Origin of the sequence: Paraburkholderia sp. RL18-101-BIB-B (genome assembly GCF_046026985.1) — a bacterium.
Taxonomy (GTDB): Bacteria; Pseudomonadota; Gammaproteobacteria; order Burkholderiales; family Burkholderiaceae; genus Paraburkholderia.
Genome location: NZ_JARESV010000005.1, coordinates 42,192 through 65,005 on the forward strand (window position 1 = coordinate 42,192; position 22,814 = coordinate 65,005).

Here is a 22,814-nt window from a genome sequence, read left to right on the forward strand (position 1 = left end):
AACTTCGGCACCCGGCAACGCAAAACGTACGCTTCATCCCGCTCGCGTTCGCCTTCGGGGCGCGGCTTCACAGGACATGAACAGAATGGACACTCGGCTGTTACTGATCAGCCACGCATCGACCGCCGCCCAGCGCGCAGGCCGTTTTCCCGCCGACGACCCGCTCGACGCCCGCGGCCTCGCCGAAGCCCAAGCGGCGCGTACGCGTCTGGAGATCGCGGACGACGCGGACGCTTTCGTCAGCCCGGCCGCCTGCACGCGCGAGACGGCAGCCGCCCTGGGCCTCGCGGCATCGGTCGACGCCGGTCTGGCGGATATGAACTACGGCGCATGGCAGGGGCGGCGGTTGGCCGACCTCGCTGCCAAAGCGCCGCAAGACCTCGCCGCATGGGCGCGCGATCCCGACGCCGCGCCGCACGGCGGCGAGTCGTTCAGTCAACTCGTGAAACGGGTAGGAGAATGGCTCGACGCGCTAAACGGCGCGAAGGATCGTGCACCGAATCATGCGCTCGACGTGATCGCCGTCACCCATGCGCCGGTGCTCCGGGCAGCGATCGTGCATGCGCTAGGGGCATCGCCCGCCGTGTTTCCGCGCATTGAAATCGCGCCGCTTTCGATGATCGAGTTACGGCGCTCGTCGCGCGGCTGGACATGGTGGCCGGCGTCACACTAGCCACCTTCGTGCGGCGGCTTACTTACCCGACACCACCAGACGCAGCTTGTTCGAACCGGTCGGCGTCAGCGTGATGTCGGTCCGCTTGCCCTTCGCACCCAGATAAAAGTGCTGACGTCCCGGCGAATTCTGATCGTGCGTGGCGTCCGGCAGACACGACGCGATGTCCGCTGCGACTGCTTGCAGCGCGTCGGCATTCGAACCGGCGTCGTGATGCGGCGTCCAGCTGCATTGATACGCACCGCGGCTCGCCGAACATTGCGCGTCGTCGCCGTAAGGTTGCGCGACGCCCTTGCCATCGTCCGGCGTCAATGAAGCGAGCCCGCCAGGGGCGGCCGCGACGATCCGTTTCAGTGAGGTACACGGGCTAGGCGCATCGTCGCCATATGCGCTGCCGGTCAGCAACGCGCCTAGCGATGCAGCGGCAAGCGCGGTGGCAAGTATTCGGATTCTATTCATGTCGGCGCGGTCCTTGAAGTCACTCACAGGTATTAGCGCGGTAGCACGCTTCGTGCCCATGCGCACTCACAGCCCAGTACCAAACAAAGCCGCCAGCCCCTGCGCCGAAGCAAAAATCCCCTTGGCATCGTGCCCGACACCATCGATCACATACGTCCGGTGCTTCGCCAATCCTTCCGGATGCCGCAACGCCATATAGCGCGCATAAGCCAGCCCGCGCCCGAGCCGGTGTTCCCCTTGCGTCAGCGCGGCGCATGAACGGTCGAGCGCCGGATGCTGCGGATCGCAATCCGCGCCGCCGAGCAGCACGGTGACGTCACGCTGCGCGTAACGCGCTTCGAGCGCTGCGGCAGAAGCCGCGTCGCCCGCATAGCCCGGCAAATCCTCGAGCCCATATTTCCAGCGATTGAACGACGGACACATCGCCCGATCGAACGCCGCGAATTCGCCGGACGCAACCGGCCGCATCGCATCGAAGTACACATACGACGAAGGATTCGCGACCACGTAGCGCAGCGCGATGCCGCGCGCCGCGAGCGGCGCCTCGTCGCGCGCCACCACCGCATAGCGCTGCACGACTTGTGCGCCGCCCGAGTGCCCCGCGATCACCACCTCGGCAAGCGACGCGAACTGCTCGCGCGAAGCAAGCGTATGCAGAATGGCGTCGAGCACATCGAACGAACTGATCGGCGCGGGACCTTCCGCGTTCTCCCCGCCCATCCAGCTCGTCCAGTCCCAATGCAACGTGGACGGCGGCACCTCGTGCGCCTCGACATCCGCCGTCGCGAGAAACTGCGGCACGATCAGCAGCGTATCGGCCGCACTGCCGCCGGCGAGCGCGCACGAACGCTGCGCGAGTTCGAAATACGTGTCGCCGTTGCGCAGGCGGCCATGAATCAGAATCACGGCGCGTTGGACTTCGCGCGTCGGCGCTAGCCAGTCGCCGTTCGAAAACACGGGCACGGTGCCGCTGCCGGCTTGCGTCGTGACGCTCAGATGCCGGCTTGCGACAACAGCGACCGGATGTTCATTCGGCGCGCGTTCGTCGTCTGTGATGAAAGGCTGGGTCATGCAATAGGCTCGTGGTTGATCAATGGGTGGCGGGCCTCGCCGCCGCGCCGCCCGACATGCGTCCGGCGCGCGTGAAGTACACCATCGCGAGCGACACGAAGCCGGCAAAAATCAGGTAGAACGCGGGCGTGAGGCTGCTGCCGGTCACGCGCGTCAAGGCGGTGATGGTGAGCGGCGCCATGCCGCCGAACAGCGTCACCGCGATGTTGTACGAGAGCGCTACGCCCGCCGAACGGCTGCGCACCGGGAACAATGTCGCGAGCATGCCGGGATGCGCACCGGACATTGCGGCGAGGAACACCGTGGCGATCATCTGCGCGATGAACAGATGCCCCGGCGTCGGGTTCGTCACGACGAAGTGATACAGCGGATACACGCAGAGCATCCACGCGATCACGATCGGATAGAACAGCCTGTACGCGCCATAACGATCGGCGAGCTTGCCCGACAGCGGAAACAGAAACAGATTCAGCACGCCGGACACGAACGCGCCGAGCAACGCGGTGGAGAGCGGCAAATGCAATTGCCGTTCGACATACAACGACAGATACGAGTGCCACACATAATTGGTCGCCGCCCCGATGATGATCACGCCCATCGCGCAGATCGCCGCATCGCCGTTGTCGCGGAAGAACTGACGGATCGTGACGCGCGGCGGTTTGTCCTTGTGATCGAGCAGCCGCTCGAACTCCGGCGATTCGGCCACGCGATGCCGGATGTAAAAGCCAAACGGCCCCGCCAACGCGCCGAACAGAAACGGCAGACGCCAGCCCCACGCCACCAGTTGCTCATGCGTGAGTTGCGTGGTCAGCAGATAGCCGACCCCGGACGACAGCAGCAACGCGAACGCCTGCGCCGACATATTGAAGCTGCCGTAAAACATCTTCTTGTGCGGCGGCGCATACTCGACCAGCATCGCCGATGCCGTCGCGAACTGTCCGCCCACGGAGAGCCCTTGCAACAGGCGCGCGAGCACCACCAGCAGCGGCGCCGCGATGCCAATGCGCGCATAGCCCGGCGTGAGACCCATCAGCAGCGTGCTGGCCGCCATCGAAATGATCAGCAGCGAAAGCGCTTTGCGGCGCCCCGCGCGGTCCGCGTAGATGCCGAGCAGAATGCCGCCGATCGGCCGCACGATGAAACCGACGGCGAACGTGGCGAGCGTCAGCATGATCGACACGAATCCACTGCCGCCGGGAAAGAACACTTGCGCGATGATCTTCGCGAAGTAGCCGTAGATCAGAAAGTCGAACCACTCTAAGCCGTTACCGAGGACGGAGGCGAAGATCGCGCGCCGCACCATCGACGGACTCAAGCCGTTCGACGCGTCGCCTTCGGACGCGGTACCGGCGCGCTGATTGAAGGTCGCTTCGCTCATTGCTCGCATCCCGGAGTGTCGAACATCGCCGCCAGCGCGCACACCGACGTCAGCATGCGCGCGCCGTTGTGCCCCACGCCCGGCACGATATGAAAGCGCTGCTTCAAACCGTTCGGATGACGCGACTGGATATACCGGTAGTACGCCTCGGCGCGCGCGACGCGTTGCGGCCCTTGCGCTTCGGCGGCGCAGGTTCTGTCGAGCGCGCTTTGCTGCGGATCGTCATCCGCGCCGCCGACGAGGTAGTCGATCCGGCGCGCCGCATAGGTCGCTTCGAGTTGCGCGGGTGTTCGGTCGTCGAGATAGGGCGGCCGGTTGTCCATGCCGTATTTCCATTGATTGAAGTCGGGACATTGCGCGGCATCGAACGGCGCGGCAATGCCTTGCGCGTTGGGCCGTTGCGCATCGAAATAGGCATACGTGGACGGGCTCGCCACGACGTAACGCACGTCGATGCCCTCGCCGGTCAGCGCGGCGATGTTGCGCGCCGCGACGGCGTAGCGTTGCACGACTTGCCCGCCGCCCGAATGCCCGGCAAACACCACGTGCCGCAGATTGGGAAACAGCTTGCGATCGGCGAGACGCGCGACGATCGCGTCGAGCACCTCGTAGGAACTGATCGGCAGCGGCGCGCGCGCCGCTTCGCCGCCCATCCAGGCGTCGCCGGTCCAGCGCAGCAGATCGGCCGGTTCGTCATGCACGCGCGTGTCGAGCGTGGCGAGGAATTGCGGCGCGATCAACAGCGTGGCGTCGGGGTCCGCGTGTGCGGCATCGCGAGCATTCTGCGCGGTGCGAAAGTACACGTCCGCGTTGCGCAGCTTGCCGTGAATCGCGATCACCGCGCGCGTCACTTGCGGCTGCGCGACGTTCCAATCCTTCGACAGATACAGCGGAAATTCCGCGTGCCCTTGCGGCGTGTCGATCGTGAAGCGCGTATCCGAGATCGTCGCCACCGGCTTCAGATGCGGCTCGTAAGCATGGACCGCGAGCGCGGGTTGCGCGAGCGTCGCTAGCAGGGCAGCGGCGGTTGACGCACACAGCACCCCAATACGTCGTGAAAGATTGAAAGTCATGCAGCTTGCTCCTGATCGCCGTGTACTGTCTTGAACGCGGCGCATCGTCGAATCCGTCGTTGAAAAACCGAATACTTAGAACCGGTGGCGAATACCGAGCGTCACACCGGTCTGGTTCGGACCGAATGCGGTGTCGCTCGTCAGGCCGACGGGCGTGTACTGGTCGTTAGCGTAGTGCGTGGACGCGGCATACGCGACCGTTGCGTACACATCGGTTCGCTTCGAAAGAATATAGTCCGCCCCCAGCACGCCCATCAACGAGTTCGACACGTTGTCCGCCTTGTTGCTCTGGTAGTACGCGGCGGCCGTCAGGCGGAAAGCCGGCGCGATCAGATAACGCACGCCGCCGAACCACAATGCCGACGACACCGACTTGCCCTTGGTCGGGTTAAACAAATAGTGCTCATAGCCGCCCATGAGCGTGACGTCGCCGAGCTGCTCGCGCGCCGAGGCGCTCCAGTTGCGCGACTTGGTCCACATGCCGGTCGAGTTGATCGCGCCGTTGCGGTAGTCGTAGGCCACCGCGGCGGCAAAGCTGCCCATGTCGTAATCGAGCGCGCCGCCGTAGGCCGCGCTGCTCTGAAACGAATCCGCCGAGCCGCCGAAGCTGTAATCCGCCGTCGCCGTCAAACCGCCGAAGCGGCCCACATATTTGACCGAGTTGTTCACGCGCGCCTTGAACGAAAAGCCGTCGACGGATCCGGTGGTCGGCATCCACGTGTATTGCTGGCCGAACACCATCGGGTCGTATTTGATGAGCGTGTCGTACATCGCCGTGTACTGCAAGCCCGCCGACAGTGCGCCGTAGGCATTCGAAAGTCCCACTGCGGCCGTGCGGTTGAACAGCACGCCGGCGCTCGCGTTGGTGCCGTCGTTGCCGTTGAAGCCCGCTTCGAGAATGAAGAACGCTTTGTTGCCGCCGCCGAGATCTTCGGCACCGCGAAAGCCGAAGCGCGAATTACTCAAGCCGCCGGAATTCTCGCGGACCAGCGAGCCGCCGCCGGCGCCGGCATGGTTGAGAAATTCGAGGTTGGTGTCGATCACACCGTATAACGTGACCGATGCTTGCGCATGCGCGCCGGCGCAACTCATGACGGCCAGGGTGGCCACCGCACATTGTTTTTTCATTGACGTCTCCACGTTTTGTTTTATTTCGCGTTCATTTCCTATGCGATGGACGAGATCGTAGGATCGGCCGTGGCAAATGTAAAATACCTGTTTTAAGCACAACCCATATTTATTCGATATGGCAGCGAGCCGACCTTCGAGCGCTGTCCGGGAGACGAAACACCATGGAGCTGCGGCATCTGCGTTACTTTCTGGCGGTCGCCGAAGAAGGCCAATTCACGCGCGCGGCAGAGCGGCTGGCCATGCAACAGCCGCCGCTCTCGCAGCAGATTCGAACGCTGGAAGAAGAGATCGGCTTCGAACTGTTCGTGCGCATGCCGCGTGGCGTCACCTTGACGCCGGCCGGCCAGGCCTTTGCGGAAGACACGCAACGCTTGCTGCAGAATCTGCAGCAGTCGGTCGAAAAGGCGAGCCGGATTGCGCGCGGCGAGCTCGGCACGATTTCGATCGGGCTGACGAGTTCCGCGGCCTTTCATCCGTTCACGACCGAGGCGATCCGCGCGTTTCGCGCGGTGTGCCCCGAGGTCGCCGTCGAGCTTGCCGAACTCAACGCGGCGGAGATCATCGAGCGTCTGGCCGCGGGCCAGATACAGGCGGCGTTTCTACGCAAGCCGGTCGACGCGCGCGAAGGCGTGGCGTTCGAGTTGCTGCTCGACGAGCCGATGGTCGTGGTGTTGCCGGTCGGTCATCCGTTGCTCAAGGGCAAGAAGCGGCCGCAAGTGTCGCTGAAAGCGCTGGCGCACGAAGACTTCATTCTGGTCCGCCGCCCAGGCGCACCCGGCATGTACGCCGATATCCTCGCCGCGTGCCGGCAGGCCGGCTTCGTCCCGCGCATTGCCCGTGAAGTGCCGCGCATGGTGTCGGGCATCAACCTCGTTGCGGCAGGTCTGGGCGTGACGCTGGTGCCCGCTTCCATGCAGCGTTACGACCAGGTGGGCACCGTGTATTGCACGCTCGCGAACCCCTCGAAACTCAGCGCGCCGCTGCACCTCGCCTATCCGACGGCGTTGCATAACAGCGCGGCCACGCGCTTCATTCAACTGGTGAAGGAGCGCGCTGCTGGATGACCGCGTCGATGGGCACAGATATTGCGTTCTCGCCGTACCGGCTGAACAACCACCAGCCATTCATCGACGCCAAAACGCTACGCCATGTCAAACAGACAAGCCGCCGCCAAGCCGGCCCGCCTTTCCTCGGGAATCGAAGGAATCGACGACATCCTGGGAGGCGGTCTCACGCCGCACCGCATGTACCTCGTGGAAGGTGCGCCCGGTACAGGTAAAACTACCCTGGCCTTGCAATTCTTACTCAAGGGTGTCGAAGAAGGACAGGGAGGCTTGTACATCACCTTGTCCGAAACCCGCTCCGAACTGATCTCGGTAGCTGAAAGCCACGGCTGGGACATCGGCGGCTTCAGCATTCTCGAGCTGGTGTCTGACGAGGGTCTCGACCCGCAGTACGAGCAGACCGTGCTGCACCCGGCCGAGGTCGAACTCGGCGAGACGGTGCGCAACGTCATCCAGCAGGTCGACGAACTCAAACCCGCACGCATCGTGCTCGACAGCCTTTCCGAGTTGCGTCTGCTGTCGCAGAACCCGTTGCGTTACCGGCGGCAGATTCTCGCGCTCAAGCGCTATTTCGCCACCCGTGAATGCACGGTGCTGCTGCTCGACGACAATTCGGCCGATCCCGGCGACGTGCAGCTGCACAGCATCGCGCACGGCGTGATCAGCCTCGACAATCTCGTGCACGACTACGGCGGCAACCGGCGGCGCGCGCGCATCGCCAAAATGCGCGGCATCAAATTCCGCGAGGGGTACCACGACTTCACGCTCGACACCGGCGGCATCCACGTGTATCCGCGCCTCGTCGCGGCGGAACACCACGCGACGTTCGACACCGAAGCGGTCAGCACCGGCACGCTGGGACTCGACGCGTTGCTGGGCGGCGGTCTGATCCCCGGCACCAATGCGCTGATGATCGGCCCTTCGGGCGTCGGCAAGACCACCACGGTGGTGTCGTGCCTCGTCGCGGCGCTCGAACGCGGCGAGCGCTGCGTCTACTACGTGTTCGACGAGACCCTCGTCACGCTGATGATCCGCTGCGCGACGCTCGGCATGCATCTGGCGCCGCACGTGGAGAGCGGCCTGCTGACGCTGCGCCAGATCGATCCGGCGGAAATCTCGCCCGGCGAATTCGCCAGCGACGTGCGCCAATCGGTCGAGAAGAGAGACGTCAAGTACGTCGCGATCGACAGCCTGAACGCCTATCTCCAGGCCATGCCCGGCGAGCGCTATCTGCTGCTGCAAATGCATGAACTGCTCGGCTATCTGAACCAGCAAGGCATCATCACGATGCTCGTGCTGGGACAGCACGGCATTATCGGCGAGGTGCAGAACGATATCGACATCAGCTATCTAAGCGACGTGGTCGTGCTGTTCCGTTATTTCGAACACCACGGCGAAGTGCTCACCGCCGTGACGGCCGTTAAGAGCCGCGCCAATGCCCACGAGCGTTCGATCCGCCAGTTCCGGCTCGGCGGCAACGGCGTGGAAGTGGGCGAGGCGCTGCGTGACTTCGAAGGTGTGCTCTCCGGACTGCCGGCTTATCGCGGCAGCACCGCGCTGCTCGGTGCGACGAACCGCGTCATCGACACGTCTGGGCAGTAAGTCATGGAGCAACGCGTCCTCATCCTGGCGCCGTTTGGCCGCGACGCCGATGTGATTGCCGAAGTGCTGCACAAAGATAAGCGCCTTTGCGTAGCGTGCCGCGATGCCGACACGCTCACCGCGGCGCTGGACGCGGGTGCGGGCGCCGCGTTGATCGCTGAAGAAGCGCTCGCGGGCAACCATGCGATCCGGCTTTTCACCTGGCTCGAACAACAGCCAGCATGGTCCGATTTCCCGTTCATTCTGCTCGCCGCCTCACGCCTCGGACATCGTTCCGAACGTGGCCTGGAAGTGCTCGAACGGCTCGGCAACGTGGTCGTGCTCGAGCGCCCGCTGAATTCGGAAACGTTGCGGCGCGCGGTAGCGTCGTCATTGCGGGCACGCGCGCGGCAATACGAATCGCGCCGCCATCTGGCCGAGCGGATCGAAGCGCAAGAGGCGTTGGTGCAATTGAACGACTCGCTGGAAAGCCGCATCGCCGAACGCACTCACGAACTCGCCTCCGCCAACAACAGGCTGATGATGGAAATTCACGAGCGCGCCAAAGTGCAGGCCGTGCTGGTGCAATCACAGAAGATGGAAGCACTCGGGCAACTCACCGGCGGCATCGCGCACGACTTCAACAATCTGCTGAACGTCATCATGGTCAACGCGGAGTTGATTGCGCGCGTGAGCAGTGACGAGCGCCTTCGCGGCATGGCCGCCACCGTCAAACGCGCGACCGAACGCGGCGCAAAACTGACGGGACAGTTGCTCACTTTCTCGCGTAACAGCAACCTCGATCTGAAAGCGGTGGACGTGGTGGCGTTGCTGCAAGGCATGCGCGACATCATCACGGTGTCGCTCGGTTCAAGCATCCGCTATACCAACGAGTTCGATGGCGAAGAGATGTGGACACAGGCCGACGCCAATCAGCTCGAACTGGCCGTTCTCAATCTCGCCATCAACGCGCGCGATGCCATGCCGGGCGGCGGCCAGCTCGGCATTTGCGTGAAGGTGCGCGAGGCGCCCGATCAGACACTCGATGAAGGCCGCTACGTAGTGGTCGAAGTCGCCGATTCCGGCTCGGGTGTGCCGGCCGATGTGGTGTCGCGCGTCTTCGATCCGTTCTTCACCACCAAGCCAATCGGCAAGGGAACCGGGCTCGGCTTGAGTCAGGTCTACGGCATTGCGAGGCAAGCTGGCGGCACGGCGCGTCTGTTCAGCGAGGAAGGCGTGGGCACCACGGTCGAGATCTGGCTGCCGTTGCGCGAGCGCGTGGCGCCGCAGGCCGAAGCGGCGTCCGATGCGGAAGCGAACGTGGTCGGCGAAAAGCGCGTCCTGGTGGTCGAAGACGACGGCGAGGTGCGCGCCATGCTGGTCGAGTCGCTGAGAATGCTCGGCTACACCGTGACCGAAGCCGCCGACGGACGCGCGGGCCTGAATCGTTTGCAGGACGACAACCCGGACTTGCTGATGGTGGACTTCGCGATGCCCGGCATGAACGGGATCGACGTGATCGCCGAGGCGCGCAAGATGCGCGAGGATTTGCCGGTGATCCTCGCAACGGGTTATGCGGACGTGGACATTTCCGGGCTGGCCGTGAAGCGCTGCACGATTTTGCGCAAGCCTTTTCAACTCGATGATCTGGCGCGTACGGTAAGGCTCGGACTCGCGGCTTGAGCGACGTTTGCATGGCGAACCCCGGCGCCTGTCAACGCACGCGGCCACATCGCGCCGTCACAAAAAATTCCAATTCAATAGTTTGCTAACGAATTTTTTGGAAATACAATACCGGCCATGTCGAATCTCGATACCTTGCGCCGGACAGTCAGCAGCACGCTGGTCGTCGCCGCCCGAAAATGGCGGCGCACGAGTCACGGCGTGCTGGCGGCCTTCAATGTCTCCGAGGCGTGCGCCACGCCGCTCCTGACCGCCAGCCGCCTCGGCGCGGCGGTGCGCCAGGTCACGCTCGCCGATCACATCGGCATCGAAGGGCCCTCGCTGGTGCGGTTGCTCGATCAACTGTGCGCCGCAGGTCTGATGCGTCGCGACGAAGACCCCGAAGACCGCCGCGCGAAAACCGTGGTGCTCACCGAAGAAGGCCGCGCCGTCACCGCAAAAATGGAAGAAGAACTGGTCACGTTGCGGGCGCTGGCGTTGAAAGACGTCTCGCGCAGCGATCTCGAAGCGACCTTGCGCGTGCTGGCCGCGTTCACGGCCGACGCCGGCGAACGTGCAGATCAGAACAGCGATCCCAGCGGCGATCCGGACCGCGATGAAGGCGTTCAACGCGCGTCGGTCAAACCAACGCAGCACGCCAGCCAACCCCGCAAGGCTACCAAAGCGAACAAAGGCAAAGCAGACACCGCCGCGCCGCACAGCGCCAACGATCCGGCGTAACGGTTTATGGTCTACCCTTCCCTTCGCGACTGGCTGTTCTCCGTCAAGACGTTTGCCGCGGCGATGATCGCGCTCTACATCGGCCTCGCGCTCGAACTGCCGCGGCCGTATTGGGCGATGGCGACCGTCTACATCGTGTCGAACCCGTTTGTCGGCGCGACGCGTTCCAAGGCGCTTTATCGCGCGCTCGGCACCATGCTCGGCGCCTCGGCCGCGGTGCTGCTGGTGCCGCCCTTCGTCGAATCGCCGTATCTATTCAGCGTGATCGTGGCGCTCTGGACCGGCACGCTCCTGTATCTGGCGGTGTTCGACCGCACCGCGCGCAGCTACGTGTTCCTGCTGGCCGGCTATACGATGCCGATCATCGCGCTGCCCTCGGTGACCAATCCGGGCGGCGTGTTCGATCTCGCGGTCAGCCGTACCGAAGAGATCACGCTCGGCATCGTTTGCGCGAGCATTGTTGGCGGCGCGCTGTTTCCGAGCCGGCTTGCGCCGACCATCATCGAGCGAACCGACGCATGGTTTCGCGACGCCGCCTTCTATGCGACCGAAACGCTCTCCGGGCGGATTGCCGGCTCGGCGATTTCGGGTGCCCGGCAGCGCATCGCGGCCACCATCAATGGTCTGGAATTGCTGCTGAGCCAGCTTGCCTACGATCACACGCGGCCCGACGTGCTGGCGCGCACGCATGAACTGCGCGGACGCATGCAGTTGCTGCTGCCGATCATGTCGTCGCTCGCCGATCCGCTGATCGCGCTCTACAACAGCGGCCGGCAGACGTGGCCCGAGGCTCTGGAAAGCCTGCTCGCCGACGTCATCAAATGGTTCAATGAGCCGATGCCCACCGTGAGCGAGGGCGATCACCCCGACCCGACCGCCGACGCGCTGCGCGAGCGCATCGCGGCGATGCAGCCGCCGCCGTCCGCACTCGCGGGCTGGGACGGCGCGCTGCTCTCGAACGCACTGTGGCGCATGAAACAGGTGATCGACGTCTGGCAGGACTGCCGCTCGCTGCGCATCATCATCACGCGGGAAGAAGGCTCGTGGCGCCCGCGCTTCCGTCATTGGCGGCTGGGCGGCACCGAGCGCTTCTACGATCACGGCATCATGCTGTTCTCCACCGGCTCGGCGGCGGCGGCCGTGATTCTCGCGTGCAGTTTGTGGATCAGCTCAGGCTGGAACGACGGCGCGAGCGCGGTCACGCTCGCGGCCGTGGCGTGCTGCTTCTTCGCCGCGCTCGACGAACCCGCGCCGTTCGTGTTCCGCTTCTTCGTGGCGACCGCGATCAGCGTGGTGGCGGCGGGCGTCTATCTGTTCGTCGTGCTGCCGCACGTGCATGACTTTCCTATGCTGGTGATCATGTTCGCCGCGCCGTTCATCTTCGTCGGCACGCTGATCCCGCGCCCGCAGTTCAACCTGGCCACGGTGCTGGTCGCCGTGAACACGGCCACCTTCATCAGCATTCAGGACGCGTACGACGCCAACTTCCTGGTGTTCATGAACAGCAATCTCGCGGGCCTCGCCGGCTTGCTTTACGCGTATCTGTGGACGCGCGTGACGCGGCCGTTCGGCGCCGAACTCGCGGCGGCCCGTCTGCTGCGTTCGAGCTGGGCCGACGTCGCGCTCACGGCATCGACGCGGCCGATCCACGATCCGCGCAACCTCGCCGCGCGCATGCTCGACCGCCTGATGCAATTGATCCCGCGCCTTGCCGCGACCGACGACCATCGCCATCCGTCGATCGAAAGCTTTCGCGATCTGCGCATCGCCTTCAACGCACTCGATCTGCGCCGCCTGACCCACAAGCTGGGCGGCGAAGCGCCCGCCGCGATCGATCACGTGCTCGACGACGTGCGTCAGTACTATGAAAGCTGCGTCAATCGCCGCAAGCGCGAGCCGGTGCCCGACAGCCTGATGTCGTCGATCGACGCCGCCGTGGCGCGCGTGACGGCACAAGGGCTCGCCAACGCCGATGCGCCGAGCGCGACCTCGCAAACCTCGGCACGCCGGTTGCGTGAAGCGCTGCACGCGCTGGTCGGCTTGCGTCTTTCGCTGTTTCCGGCCACGCTGACGACACCGACGCCGCCCGAACCGGAGGCCGCTGCCTGATGCGCCCAACTCGTCGCGACTTTCCAGCCCTCTCCACCCTTTTCCACTTCCCGCGATGATCGGTGAAATCGATATCTTCGGCGTGTTCGTGCCGGCCGTGCTCGTGCTGATGTTGGTCGCGTATCTGATCAACCTGGCCATTCGCACGGTGCTCGCGCGCGTCGGCTTTTACCGTTTCGTCTGGCATCGCTCCATCTTCGATCTCGGCATCTATGTGCTGGTGCTGGGCCTTGTCGTTGTCGTTTCGCACAGACTAATAACGTGAAAAAAACCTGGTTCTCCGTCGGTCAAATTCTGCTGACCTTGATCGTCGTCGTCGTCGCCGCCTTCGTGCTGTGGAAACTGGTCGGCTACTACATGTTCGCGCCCTGGACCCGCGACGGACACGTGCGCGCCGACGTGATCCAGGTCGCACCGGACATCTCGGGGCTGATCTCGTCGGTCGAGGTAGTGGACAACCAGCAGGTCAAGCAAGGCCAGGTGCTGTTCGTGATCGATCAGGCCCGCTATACGCTCGCGCTGCGCCAGGCGCAGGCCACCGCGCAACAACGCCGCGCCACGCTCGATCAGGCGCGCCGCGAAGACGCGCGTAACCGCAAGCTCGGCAACCTGGTCGCGGCGGAGGTGTCGGAAGAAAGCCGTTCGCGCGTCGAACAGGGCGAGGCCGCGCTCGCTGATGCGAATGTGGCTATCGATACGGCGAAGCTGAATTTGCAGCGCGCCACGATCGCGAGTCCGGTCGACGGTTATCTGAACGACCGCGCGCCGCGCGTTGGCGAATATGTCGCGGCGGGGCGGGCGGTGGTTTCGGTGGTGGACATGCATTCGTTCCGTGTCGATGGCTATTTCGAGGAAACCAAGCTGGGTGGCATCGACATCGGTCAGCCAGTCGATATCACGGTGATGGGCGAGCCGGCCGTGTTGCGTGGACACGTGCAGAGCATCGTCGCCGCGATCGAGGATCGCGACCGCACGCAAGGCTCGAATCTGCTGCCGAATGTGAACCCGGCGTTCAGTTGGGTGCGGCTCGCGCAACGGATTCCGGTGCGTGTGGCGCTCGATGAAGTGCCTGCGGATTTCCGCATGATTGCCGGGCGCACGGCGACTGTGTCGGTGCGTGATCTGTCGCCTGGCGGTAAGAAGCATCCGGATGCGGGGGCGTCGGGTGCGGTAGCGGCTTCGGCGTCGGCGTCGGCTACGTCTGCTGTTCCGGCTGGCTCGGCTGCACAGCCGGCGTCGGCGGCGGTCTCATCATCGGGCGCCTCGCAATGAAGCTGTCGCGCGCCCTGCCCTTATTGCCGTTGCTGCCGCTATTGCCGTTGGCAGTCGCGCTGAACGGCTGCATCAACGTCGGTCCCAACTACTCGTTGCCGCAACAGGCGCTCGTCAACGCGCCGCTCGCCAATGCGCCGATCGAAGGCGCCGATACGTCCCTGACGACGCGTCAGAACGTGCCGCCCGTGTGGTGGAAGCTATACGACGATCCAGTGCTGAACGGACTCGTCGACCAGGCGCTGCAATCGAACACCGACTTGCGCGTCGCTGCCGCGAATCTGGCGCGCTCGCGTGAAGCGCTAGGCGTCGCGCAAGCACAAGGCGGATTTTCCGGCAAGACGTCGGCGCTGATCGAACGCGCGCAGGAGTCCGCCGAACAATACCTGCTCACCGAGAAACTGCCGGTCGTGAATGAAGGCGACATCGGCATCAGCGTCTCGTATGAAATCGATCTGTTCGGCAAGCTGCGGCGCGGCGTGGAAGCGGCGCAAGCGGACACCGAATCCGTGCAGGCCGCGGGCGAACTCGCGCGGATCACCGTGGTGGCGGACGTGGTGCGCTCTTACGTCGAGCAGTGTTCGGCCGCCGAGGAACTCAGGATCGCGCAACAGTCGCTGGCCTTGCAGAAACAGCGCGTGGACGTTTCGCGCCGCCTGCGCGACGCGGGCCGCGGCAATCAGCCCGACGTGACGCGCGGGCAGACCCAGGTCGATACGTTGTCGGCCGATATTCCGCGGTATACAGCGCGCCGCAAGATCGCGCAGTACCGCCTCGCGGCGCTGCTTGCCCGCGCGCCGTCCGACCTGCCGCCGGCCGTGCTCGCTTGCGACAGGCTGCCGCAAATCCGTCAGCCGATTCCAGTCGGCGACGGCGCCGCGCTGCTCAAGCGCCGACCGGATGTGCGCGAGGCAGAGCGTCAACTGGCGGCGTCCACCGCGCGTATCGGCGTCGCTACCGGGGCGCTGTATCCGACGGTGAGCATCGGTGCGTCGGCGGGTTTGACAGGCATTCTGGAAGACCTTGGCACGTCGCCCACGGCGCGCTGGGGCTTCGGTCCGCTGATCAGCTGGACGTTCCCGGCGAACGGCGCGCGTGGCCGCGTGCGTGAAGCACAGGCGTCGAGCCAGGTGGCGTTGGCGAAGTTCGACGGCGTGGTCCTGACCGCGCTGCGCGAGACCGAAACCAGTCTCGCGACCTACGCGTCGGACTACGCCCGCGCCGACGCGCTGCGTGCCGCGGTGAGGTCGGCCACCGAGTCGGCGGATGAAACGCACCGGCTGTATCGCGCGGGACGTGAGTCGTTTATTTCGGATCTGGATGCGACGCGCACGCTGACGTCGACGAAGTCACAGGCGGCGGCTGCGGATGGCCAGGTGGCGATCGATCAGGTCAATCTGTTCCTCGCGCTTGGCGGAGGGTGGGAAGTTGATCCGCAGAACGCGTCCGGCAGTTCGACGCCAGCGGCTGCGGTGCCGGTTAAGGCAACGCCGGTGCCGACGGCTGCAGCGAAAGCGCCTTAAAGCGGCTTTTCATTTGTGATTGTCTAACGCGGCCAGCCTATCAAGGTTCGCTTTAGACAATCCGCTTGCCGACCGATCTACCGCGGCGGCACCACTCCGCGCTCACACGTGCGCACATTCCGCGCTTCCGCCTTTAACTCCCGAGCGATCTGCGCGACCGCATCTTCAGCACGCGCCTTGCCGCACATAAAAATATCGAGCGCGGCGAAGCGATGCTCCGGCCACGTATGAATCGTGACGTGCGATTCCGCGAGCAGCACGACACCCGTCACACCATGCTCGCCGCCAAAGTGATGAAAGTGCGCGGAGAGTACCGTAGCGCCCGCAGCCTTAGCCGCGTTTAACAGAATCGCCTCGAGCGCTGCGGGATCCCGCAGCATGTCCGCCGCGATACCGCCGAGATCGGCCAACACATGCGTGCCATAGGCATCACGCGGCGCAGGCACGGACATGGCCGTCGCCGCCCTCACTTGTGCGACCCATACGACGAATAACCGCTGCGCGCGGACGTCCCGCCATAACCACCACCGCCGCTTCCGGTCATCGACGTGCAACTGAACATGACAATCACAACGAGCGCGTAAAGCACATATAAGATTTGCCTCACGCTCACCTCGACTCTTCGTGGAAGGCGCGCCAGATCCACTCCGGCGCCCACAAAGCCACCATGCCGACGATCGCCAGCACCGTCGAACCGTCGAATTCGAATAGCTTGCCGAAGTTGATGAAGACCATCGCGAAGGTAGCGATCCACGGCCAGGGACCGAAGCCGGCCGTCGTGATTCCTTCTCGCGCCGGTTTTGCTTCGCTGCTGGCGGATTTGGCCGCACGCCGGCGCGCTGTTTCCGCCGCCAGCGCCGGCACACCGAATCGTTCCGCAACCCTACTATTGCTCAACGGCTTGGCGCGCGACCAGACGATTTCATCGGCCGTCGTCTCGCGCGTCATCTTGAAGTCGCGCCACGTGAAATCGGTGATCGACGTCTTATCGCCCACTTGCACCCGCCAGTTGAATGCGCCGGCCACGTAAGCGACCACCGCGTCGTAGCGCTCGCGTTCGCGATAGGTCTTGCCGCCTTCGAGCACCTGGCCGTCTTTGCTAATCATCGGCCAGTTGTTCAGCACGTCCACACGTTCCCATCGGCCTTCGCCATGCACGAGCCACAGAAAGCCGCGTTCGAGGTTGTGCAGCAGATATTCTTCCCAACTCGATTCGCCGTCCGGCGTGCGGCAGCGCATGAGGCCGAGTGCCGTATATTTCGCGCCGTCGAAGGTCGCGCTCGCGCCGAGTTGCAGCGCCGTTTCGATCGACTCGACCTCACGCTTCTTCGAAAACAGCGTGACCTGTTCGGCGCTGCAATCGACGCCCGCATGACACGAGCCGCAGATCACATAGTTCGCCACACCGACCGGACATTCGAGCGACGCGCCGCAACTCGGGCACGTGAACACACCCAGTTCGCCACGATAACGGCCCTCCGACTCGCGAATCTCGGCTTCGTCACGCAAGCCCTGACAGGCGAGCGTGTCCAGTTCCACCGACGCACCCGCATAGACCACCGGCTTGCCCGACTGCTGTTCGGCGTCGGAGTAATCCAGTGTGATGAATTTGTCTTCGTAGCGGAAGTCGGCGACGCGCGCCTGCCAGCCGTCGCCCACGCGAAACGGCAACTCGCCCTCGCCGCCGACGCATTGCGCCGTGCGGATATCCGACGCGAGATAACGCCTGCCGCCGAAGTGAAAGCCGACGCCCGGGCGCAGCGAATCGAACTGCGGTGGCTCGTCGGCGCTGCCGTCGAGATTCTGTTGCGTGGTGACCGCGTATTGCCCTGAGGCATCGGAAAGCCAGCCGAACTTGCCGTCGTCGAAAGCGGCGTACCACTCGGTCCAGTAGCCCGCGTCGTAACGCAATTGAATGCGGCCGAGCAGCGTGAACACACGTGACTCATGGCGGCCCGTCACACCGAGTTGCAATGGCGAATAGTCCTCGAATACCGAGGCCATTTCGCCGATCCGTTCGACCGCCTCGCCGCGTTTGAGCAAGGTGCTGCGGCACGATCCGCACACGGCCATGACGGCCGCGGCGGAGCGGAATTCGAGCGGCGCGCCGCATTGAGGACACGAAGTACTGAACATCGAGTGCGTTTATTTTGTCAGCTTCGCGAGGATCTCGGCTTTCGCCTTCGCATAGTCGTCTTCGGTGACGAGGCCCTTGTCCAGCAGGGTCTTGAGTTGCTGCAGACGCTCGACGTAATCGTTCGAGGCCGGGGCTTGCGCAGGTGGCGTTTGAGCAGGTTGATTCAGCGCGCCCGTCATGGTTTGCGCGATCGCCGCGCCCGCTGCGATACCCGCGCCCACACCGGCCACGCCGCCGGGATTCTGCGCGGCGAGCGGGATCGATTGCGCGGCCTGGTACTGCGCGAACTTGTTCAGATCGCCGCTCACGCCCACGCTGATACGCGCGTCCAGTGCCTTTTGCAGCGCCTCCGGCAACGACACGCTCTGCACCGTGAACGAATCGAGCGCCACGCCGTAACGCGCGAACACCGGCGCGAGCGCCTGGCCGATCCGCTGCGAGAGCACTTCCTGATTTGCCGCCATATCCACGAACGCGACGTCCGCCGAACCGAACGCCACGCTCATAGCCGTGACGACGAGGTTGCGCAACTGCTGCTCGAGATCGTCGACGGTATAGACCGCGCGCGTTCCGCTGATCTCGCGATGAAGCGACGGCACATCCACCACGCGGTACGAATAGATCCCGAACGCCCGCACCTGCACGAGGCCGAATTCGCTATCGCGAATCGTGACCGGTTGCGGCGTACCCCAGCGCCGCCCGAGTTGCAGACGCGTGCTGAAGAAGTACACGTCGGACTTGAAGGGCGATTGGAACAGCTTGTCCCAATTGCGCAGACTGGTCAGCACCGGCAGCGTGCGCGTGGTCAACGTGTAGAGGCCGGGGCCGAACACATCGGCAATGCGCCCTTCGTTGACGAACAGCGCCATTTGCGATTCGCGCACCGTCAATTGCGCGCCGTACTGGATTTCCTGGTCTTCCATTGGATAACGCCAGGCCAATACGCCGTCGCTATCTTCCGTCCATTGCAGGACGTCGACAAATTGCTTGCGAATAAACGAACCGAAACTCATCATGTACTCCTCGCGCGAGGCGCCCGCTTATCAGGCATTAACGTGGAAATGTGTTAAACGCAAATCAGGTCAGACAGGCTGCGTTAATAATGCCGACCACCAGCGAAGCCGCGCCCATCAAACCGCCCATTGCCGTATTACGCGTTTCAATGCCGTCATTCATGCCGGGCAAAAGGCGTGTGAGCAATGCGTAAGTCGCGACCTGCACGACCATGGCGCCGATGGCCCAGATCAGCACCAACATCAGCGTGGAGTTATGCGCAATGCTCGAGGCGAGCGTCAGGCAGAAGCCGATCAGCGCGCCGGCAAAGGAAAGGAGCGCGGCAACGTTGCCTTCGCGGATCAGGGCCAGTTCGTCGAACGGTGTGACCTTGAGGTAAACTGCCGCGAATCCGAGGATCAGCACAAACGCCGACAGTAAATGAATCCCATAAGAAAAGGCATCACCCATTTATTCCCCCGGATTGTGTATGCCGAGCATGCCAACATGCATGCCGATTCTGCCGGCCATGATTATGCGGGCAGCGCCGTTCGAAGGCTCGCCGAAATCGCCGCCAGTATATCCACATCGGACCGGAGTGCCCAGCGCGATGATTAAACATAATCGCATGCTGATTCTCTCCGTACTGGTTCTGGCTTCATGCGGATTGGGTTATGAACTGATCAGCAGTACGCTGTCGAGCTATTTGCTCGGCGACTCGGTATTGCAATTCTCGTCGGTGATCGGCTGTTATCTGTTTGCGATGGGTGTCGGCTCGTGGCTCGCCAAGTTCATCGACGACGATGACGTGCTCGATCGCTTCGTCGATATCGAATTGCTGGTTGGGCTGATTGGCGGTTTGTCGGCGGCCATGCTGTTCGGCGTATTCGCGTGGCTGTCCACGCCGTTTCGCGCCGCGCTCTACGCGGTGGTGCTGGTGCTCGGCGCATTGATCGGCATGGAGATTCCGTTGGTGATGCGCGCCTTCCAGCAACGCCGCCAGGCGTTTCGCCATACCGTCAGCGACGTGTTGAGTTTCGACTATCTCGGTTCTCTCGCGGTCTCACTGTTGTTTCCGCTCGTACTCGCGCCGCGCCTCGGCCTGCTGCGTACCGGCTTTCTGTTCGGCATTCTCAATGCCTTGGTCGCGTTGTGGACCACGCACACGTTTCGCGCGGAAATCAGCAACGTGCCGGCCAAGCTGGCGCGCGCCGCGCTGGTGATCAGTCTGCTCGGCGCCGGTTTCGCGCTGTCCGAACGCCTCACGCATTGGGCCGAACACGGCCTCTACGGCGACGAGACGATCTTTTCCGAAACCACGCCTTATCAGCGCATCGTGCTCACGCAATGGCACGACGACATGCGTCTGTACCTGAACGGTAATCTGCAATTCTCTTCGCGCGACGAGCATCGTTATCACGAAGCGCTGATTCATCCCACGCTCGAAGCGTTGCCGTGGGCCAGGCACGTGCTGGTGCTCGGCGGCGGCGATGGCCTCGCGGTGCGTGAAATCCTCAAGCATCGCAACATCGAAACCGTCACGCTGGTCGATCTCGATCCGGCCATGACGCGGCTCTTTTCGAATTCCGCGCCGCTCGTCAAACTCAATCAAGGCTCGCTGAAAAACCCGCGCGTGCATGTGATCAACGACGACGCCGTGCGCTGGCTCGAATCCAACGCCGACGTGTTCGACGCGATCGTGGTGGACTTTCCCGATCCCACCAACTTCGGTTTGGGGCGCCTGTACTCGGTGCCGGTGTATCGCATGCTCGCACGGCATCTGTCGGAGAACGGCTATGCGGTGATTCAATCGACCTCGCCGTATTTCGCGCCGCACGCGTACTGGACCATTGTCGATACGCTGCGCGAAGCGGGCTTCAACACGTGGCCCTATCACTGCTATGTGCCCTCGTTTGGCGACTGGGGTTTCGTGATCGCCGGCAAACGCCGCGACTATACGATCCCGACGCATTACTCGGAGCCCATGCGCTGGCTCGACGCGCAAACCGCCGTCGAAATGTTTCACTTCCCCGCCGACATGCCCGCGTTACCGATGGCGCCGAACCAGTTGAACGACCAGCCGCTCGTCCGTCTTTTCGACGAGGACTGGAAGCACGTGCTCCGCTGATGGACCGCCGCACTTTTCTGCTGGCCGGCGCGGCGGCAACGCTCACCGGTTGCGGCCGCACCGGCTGGATCGAGACGACGCCGGTGGTGGACAGCCCCGGCATGCGCGAGGGCCACGCGTTGCGCGACCATCGCAGCTTGCCGCCGCCGTCCGGCACGATCGAAACCGGCATCGCGATTCTCGGCGCGGGCGCGGCGGGTTTGTCGTGCGCGTGGCAACTCGCGCGCGCGGGACACAAGAATTTCGTCCTACTTGCCGGGCCCGAATTCGGCGGCAATGCGGCGGGTGGTCAGTATGGCGATCTCGGTTATCCGAAGGGCGCGCACTATCTGCCCTTGCCGTCGATGGAATCGACGCACTTGCGCGACATGCTCGCCGACCTCGGCGTGATCGAGGCCGATCCGTTCACCGCGCGGCCCGTGTTCGATGAGCGCGTGCTGGTCCACGCGCCGGACGAACGCCTGCTGATCGACGGCCAATGGCAGGACGGACTCGTGCCGACGCTGGGCGTGAGTCACGCGGAACTCGCGCAGCAGCAGCGGTTTTTCGCCTATACCGATGCGTTGCGCACCGCCCTCGGCAATGACGGCCGCAAGGTGTTCTGCATTCCGCTGGCGCAGTCGTCGCAGGATCCGAATTGGCGTGCGCTGGACAAGCGCTCGTTCAAACAGTGGCTCGTCGACGAAGGCTACAGCGCGCCCTCGTTGCACTGGTATCTGAACTACGCCTGCCGCGACGATTTCGGCGCGGGCTATGAACGCGTCTCCGCGTGGGCCGGTTTGCATTACTTCTCGTCGCGTGGCGGCCATGCGCGCAATGCCGAAGATGGCGCGGTGCTGACTTGGCCCGACGGGCTGCACGGCATGGTGACCAAACTGAGCGCGTCGATCACAAGTCGCGTGGGCAAAGAACATACGTGGTCCCTGCCGGGCTTCGCCGCACGCGTCGATGAAAAAACCAGCGGCATTGAAGTGCTGTGCGTGCGCATCGACAAGCAGAACGTACCCAGCACGTTCGTACTGAAAGCGCGCCGCGTGGTGTGCGCGATGCCGCTTTTCGTCGCGCAACACGTGATACCGAATCTGGCCGCTAGCGGTTTCGAAGCGTCGCGCGATCTGCCACCGCGCGCGCCGTGGCTCGTCTCCAACTTCCTGATGGACGGCATGCCGCGCGAAGCGCAGGGTGTGCCGCTCGCGTGGGACAACGTCGTGTATCGCGGCGAAGGTCTCGGCTACGTGGTCTCGACGCATCAACTGATTCGTCTGTCGCCGCCGCAGCGCTCGGTGTTCTCGGCGTATCAGGCGCTCGACCTCAAGACGCCCGACGACACGCGCCGCTGGCTGGCCGCCGCGCATCCCGACGACCTGCGCACGCAGGCCGCGATCGAACTGGTGCCCGCCTACGGCCGCGATCTGTGGCGTCATGCCGCGGCCCTGGAAATCACCGTTCGCGGCCACGCCATGGCTACGCCGGATGTCGGCTTCCTGAGCCGTCCGGGGTTGCTCGCCTTGCGCGACCTGGACGGCCCGATCCTGTTCGCGCATGCCGATTTGTCCGGCATGTCGCTATTCGAGGAGGCGTCTTATTGGGGCGTGCTGGCGGCAAACCGTGTTTTGCGATGATGCCCACCGAGCTTACGAATTATTTTTATTAGCTTTCTTTTAGCTTTCATTTCGGGTTAAATACATATCACCAACTACTCAATACGGGGACATGTATGTCGCAATTCATGAAAAGCGCAGCCACGCTGGGCGGCTGCATCGGCATTTTTGCGGCGGTCGTCGCCGTGGTGGAATTGCTGGCAGGTTGAGCACGCGCG

At 63.8% G+C, this 22,814-nt stretch carries 20 protein-coding genes; 11 read left to right on the forward strand and 9 right to left on the reverse strand.

Annotation, left to right across the window (positions count from 1 at the left end):
* The first annotated feature begins 85 nt into the window (after window positions 1–85).
* Complete coding sequence (locus P0D73_RS10850) at window positions 86–673, forward strand: histidine phosphatase family protein (RefSeq protein WP_408178593.1); 588 nt, start codon at window positions 86–88, stop codon at window positions 671–673.
* A gap of 18 nt (window positions 674–691) precedes the next feature.
* Here P0D73_RS10850 and P0D73_RS10855 read toward each other — a convergent pair whose 3' ends face one another.
* The 5 genes from P0D73_RS10855 to P0D73_RS10875 form a co-directional block, all read right to left on the reverse strand.
* On the reverse strand, window positions 692–1,132 hold the full coding sequence (locus P0D73_RS10855; protein WP_408178592.1) for a hypothetical protein: 441 nt from the start codon (window positions 1,130–1,132) through the stop codon (window positions 692–694).
* A gap of 66 nt (window positions 1,133–1,198) precedes the next feature.
* Window positions 1,199–2,203: an alpha/beta hydrolase gene (locus tag P0D73_RS10860; RefSeq protein ID WP_408178591.1), complete on the reverse strand. Its 1,005-nt coding sequence runs from the start codon at window positions 2,201–2,203 to the stop codon at window positions 1,199–1,201.
* A 19-nt stretch (window positions 2,204–2,222) separates the two neighbouring features.
* Window positions 2,223–3,581 carry an MFS transporter gene (locus P0D73_RS10865; protein WP_408431331.1) on the reverse strand — a complete coding sequence of 453 codons (1,359 nt, stop codon included), beginning with the start codon at window positions 3,579–3,581 and terminating at the stop codon, window positions 2,223–2,225.
* Entirely contained in the window at window positions 3,578–4,654 is a 1,077-nt protein-coding gene (locus P0D73_RS10870) for an alpha/beta hydrolase (RefSeq protein WP_408178588.1), read from the reverse strand. Before P0D73_RS10870 ends, P0D73_RS10865 begins: the two co-directional genes overlap by 4 nt.
* Window positions 4,655–4,729: 75 nt before the next feature.
* Window positions 4,730–5,782, reverse strand: a complete 1,053-nt coding sequence (locus P0D73_RS10875) for a porin (protein ID WP_408178587.1) — start codon at window positions 5,780–5,782, stop codon at window positions 4,730–4,732.
* A gap of 164 nt (window positions 5,783–5,946) precedes the next feature.
* Here P0D73_RS10875 and P0D73_RS10880 point away from each other — a divergent pair, with 164 nt between their 5' ends.
* The 8 genes from P0D73_RS10880 (at window position 5,947) to P0D73_RS10915 (ending at window position 15,737) form a co-directional block, all read left to right on the forward strand.
* Window positions 5,947–6,849 (forward strand): LysR family transcriptional regulator, encoded by a 903-nt coding sequence (locus tag P0D73_RS10880; RefSeq protein ID WP_408178586.1) that lies wholly within the window; start codon window positions 5,947–5,949, stop codon window positions 6,847–6,849.
* Between the two features lie 84 nt (window positions 6,850–6,933).
* Complete coding sequence (locus tag P0D73_RS10885; protein ID WP_408178585.1) at window positions 6,934–8,451, forward strand: ATPase domain-containing protein; 1,518 nt, start codon at window positions 6,934–6,936, stop codon at window positions 8,449–8,451.
* A 3-nt stretch (window positions 8,452–8,454) separates the two neighbouring features.
* Window positions 8,455–10,113, forward strand: coding sequence for a response regulator (locus tag P0D73_RS10890; RefSeq protein ID WP_408178584.1), 1,659 nt, complete (start codon window positions 8,455–8,457; stop codon window positions 10,111–10,113).
* 117 nt (window positions 10,114–10,230) lie between these two features.
* Complete coding sequence (locus tag P0D73_RS10895; RefSeq protein ID WP_408178583.1) at window positions 10,231–10,833, forward strand: MarR family winged helix-turn-helix transcriptional regulator; 603 nt, start codon at window positions 10,231–10,233, stop codon at window positions 10,831–10,833.
* A gap of 6 nt (window positions 10,834–10,839) precedes the next feature.
* Entirely contained in the window at window positions 10,840–12,942 is a 2,103-nt protein-coding gene (locus P0D73_RS10900) for an FUSC family protein (protein ID WP_408178582.1), read from the forward strand.
* A 55-nt stretch (window positions 12,943–12,997) separates the two neighbouring features.
* The gene (locus P0D73_RS10905) at window positions 12,998–13,207 is read left to right on the forward strand and encodes a DUF1656 domain-containing protein (RefSeq protein ID WP_115778589.1); all 210 of its coding nucleotides are present in this window, start codon (window positions 12,998–13,000) and stop codon (window positions 13,205–13,207) included.
* A complete protein-coding gene (locus tag P0D73_RS10910; protein WP_408178581.1) occupies window positions 13,204–14,214 on the forward strand; it encodes an efflux RND transporter periplasmic adaptor subunit in 1,011 nt (336 codons plus the stop codon). Before P0D73_RS10905 ends, P0D73_RS10910 begins: the two co-directional genes overlap by 4 nt.
* A complete protein-coding gene (locus P0D73_RS10915) occupies window positions 14,211–15,737 on the forward strand; it encodes an efflux transporter outer membrane subunit (RefSeq protein ID WP_408178580.1) in 1,527 nt (508 codons plus the stop codon). The genes P0D73_RS10910 and P0D73_RS10915 overlap by 4 nt, the downstream gene beginning before the upstream one ends.
* A 77-nt stretch (window positions 15,738–15,814) precedes the next feature.
* Here P0D73_RS10915 and speD read toward each other — a convergent pair whose 3' ends face one another.
* The 4 genes from speD to P0D73_RS10935 all read right to left on the reverse strand — a co-directional run bounded on the left by speD (window position 15,815) and on the right by P0D73_RS10935 (window position 19,338).
* The gene (gene speD, locus P0D73_RS10920) at window positions 15,815–16,189 is read right to left on the reverse strand and encodes an adenosylmethionine decarboxylase (RefSeq protein ID WP_408178579.1); all 375 of its coding nucleotides are present in this window, start codon (window positions 16,187–16,189) and stop codon (window positions 15,815–15,817) included.
* Window positions 16,190–16,346: 157 nt separating this feature from the next.
* Window positions 16,347–17,873, reverse strand: a complete 1,527-nt coding sequence (locus P0D73_RS10925) for a DUF4178 domain-containing protein (RefSeq protein WP_408178578.1) — start codon at window positions 17,871–17,873, stop codon at window positions 16,347–16,349.
* 9 nt (window positions 17,874–17,882) lie between these two features.
* Window positions 17,883–18,887 carry an SPFH domain-containing protein gene (locus P0D73_RS10930; RefSeq protein ID WP_408178577.1) on the reverse strand — a complete coding sequence of 335 codons (1,005 nt, stop codon included), beginning with the start codon at window positions 18,885–18,887 and terminating at the stop codon, window positions 17,883–17,885.
* 64 nt (window positions 18,888–18,951) lie between these two features.
* Entirely contained in the window at window positions 18,952–19,338 is a 387-nt protein-coding gene (locus tag P0D73_RS10935; RefSeq protein ID WP_408178576.1) for a DUF350 domain-containing protein, read from the reverse strand.
* Between the two features lie 142 nt (window positions 19,339–19,480).
* Here P0D73_RS10935 and P0D73_RS10940 point away from each other — a divergent pair, with 142 nt between their 5' ends.
* Both P0D73_RS10940 and P0D73_RS10945 read left to right on the forward strand, forming a co-directional pair.
* Window positions 19,481–20,995, forward strand: coding sequence for a polyamine aminopropyltransferase (locus tag P0D73_RS10940; RefSeq protein ID WP_408178622.1), 1,515 nt, complete (start codon window positions 19,481–19,483; stop codon window positions 20,993–20,995).
* Window positions 20,995–22,617: an NAD(P)-binding protein gene (locus P0D73_RS10945; protein WP_408178575.1), complete on the forward strand. Its 1,623-nt coding sequence runs from the start codon at window positions 20,995–20,997 to the stop codon at window positions 22,615–22,617. Before P0D73_RS10940 ends, P0D73_RS10945 begins: the two co-directional genes overlap by 1 nt.
* The last annotated feature ends 197 nt before the right edge of the window (window positions 22,618–22,814 follow it).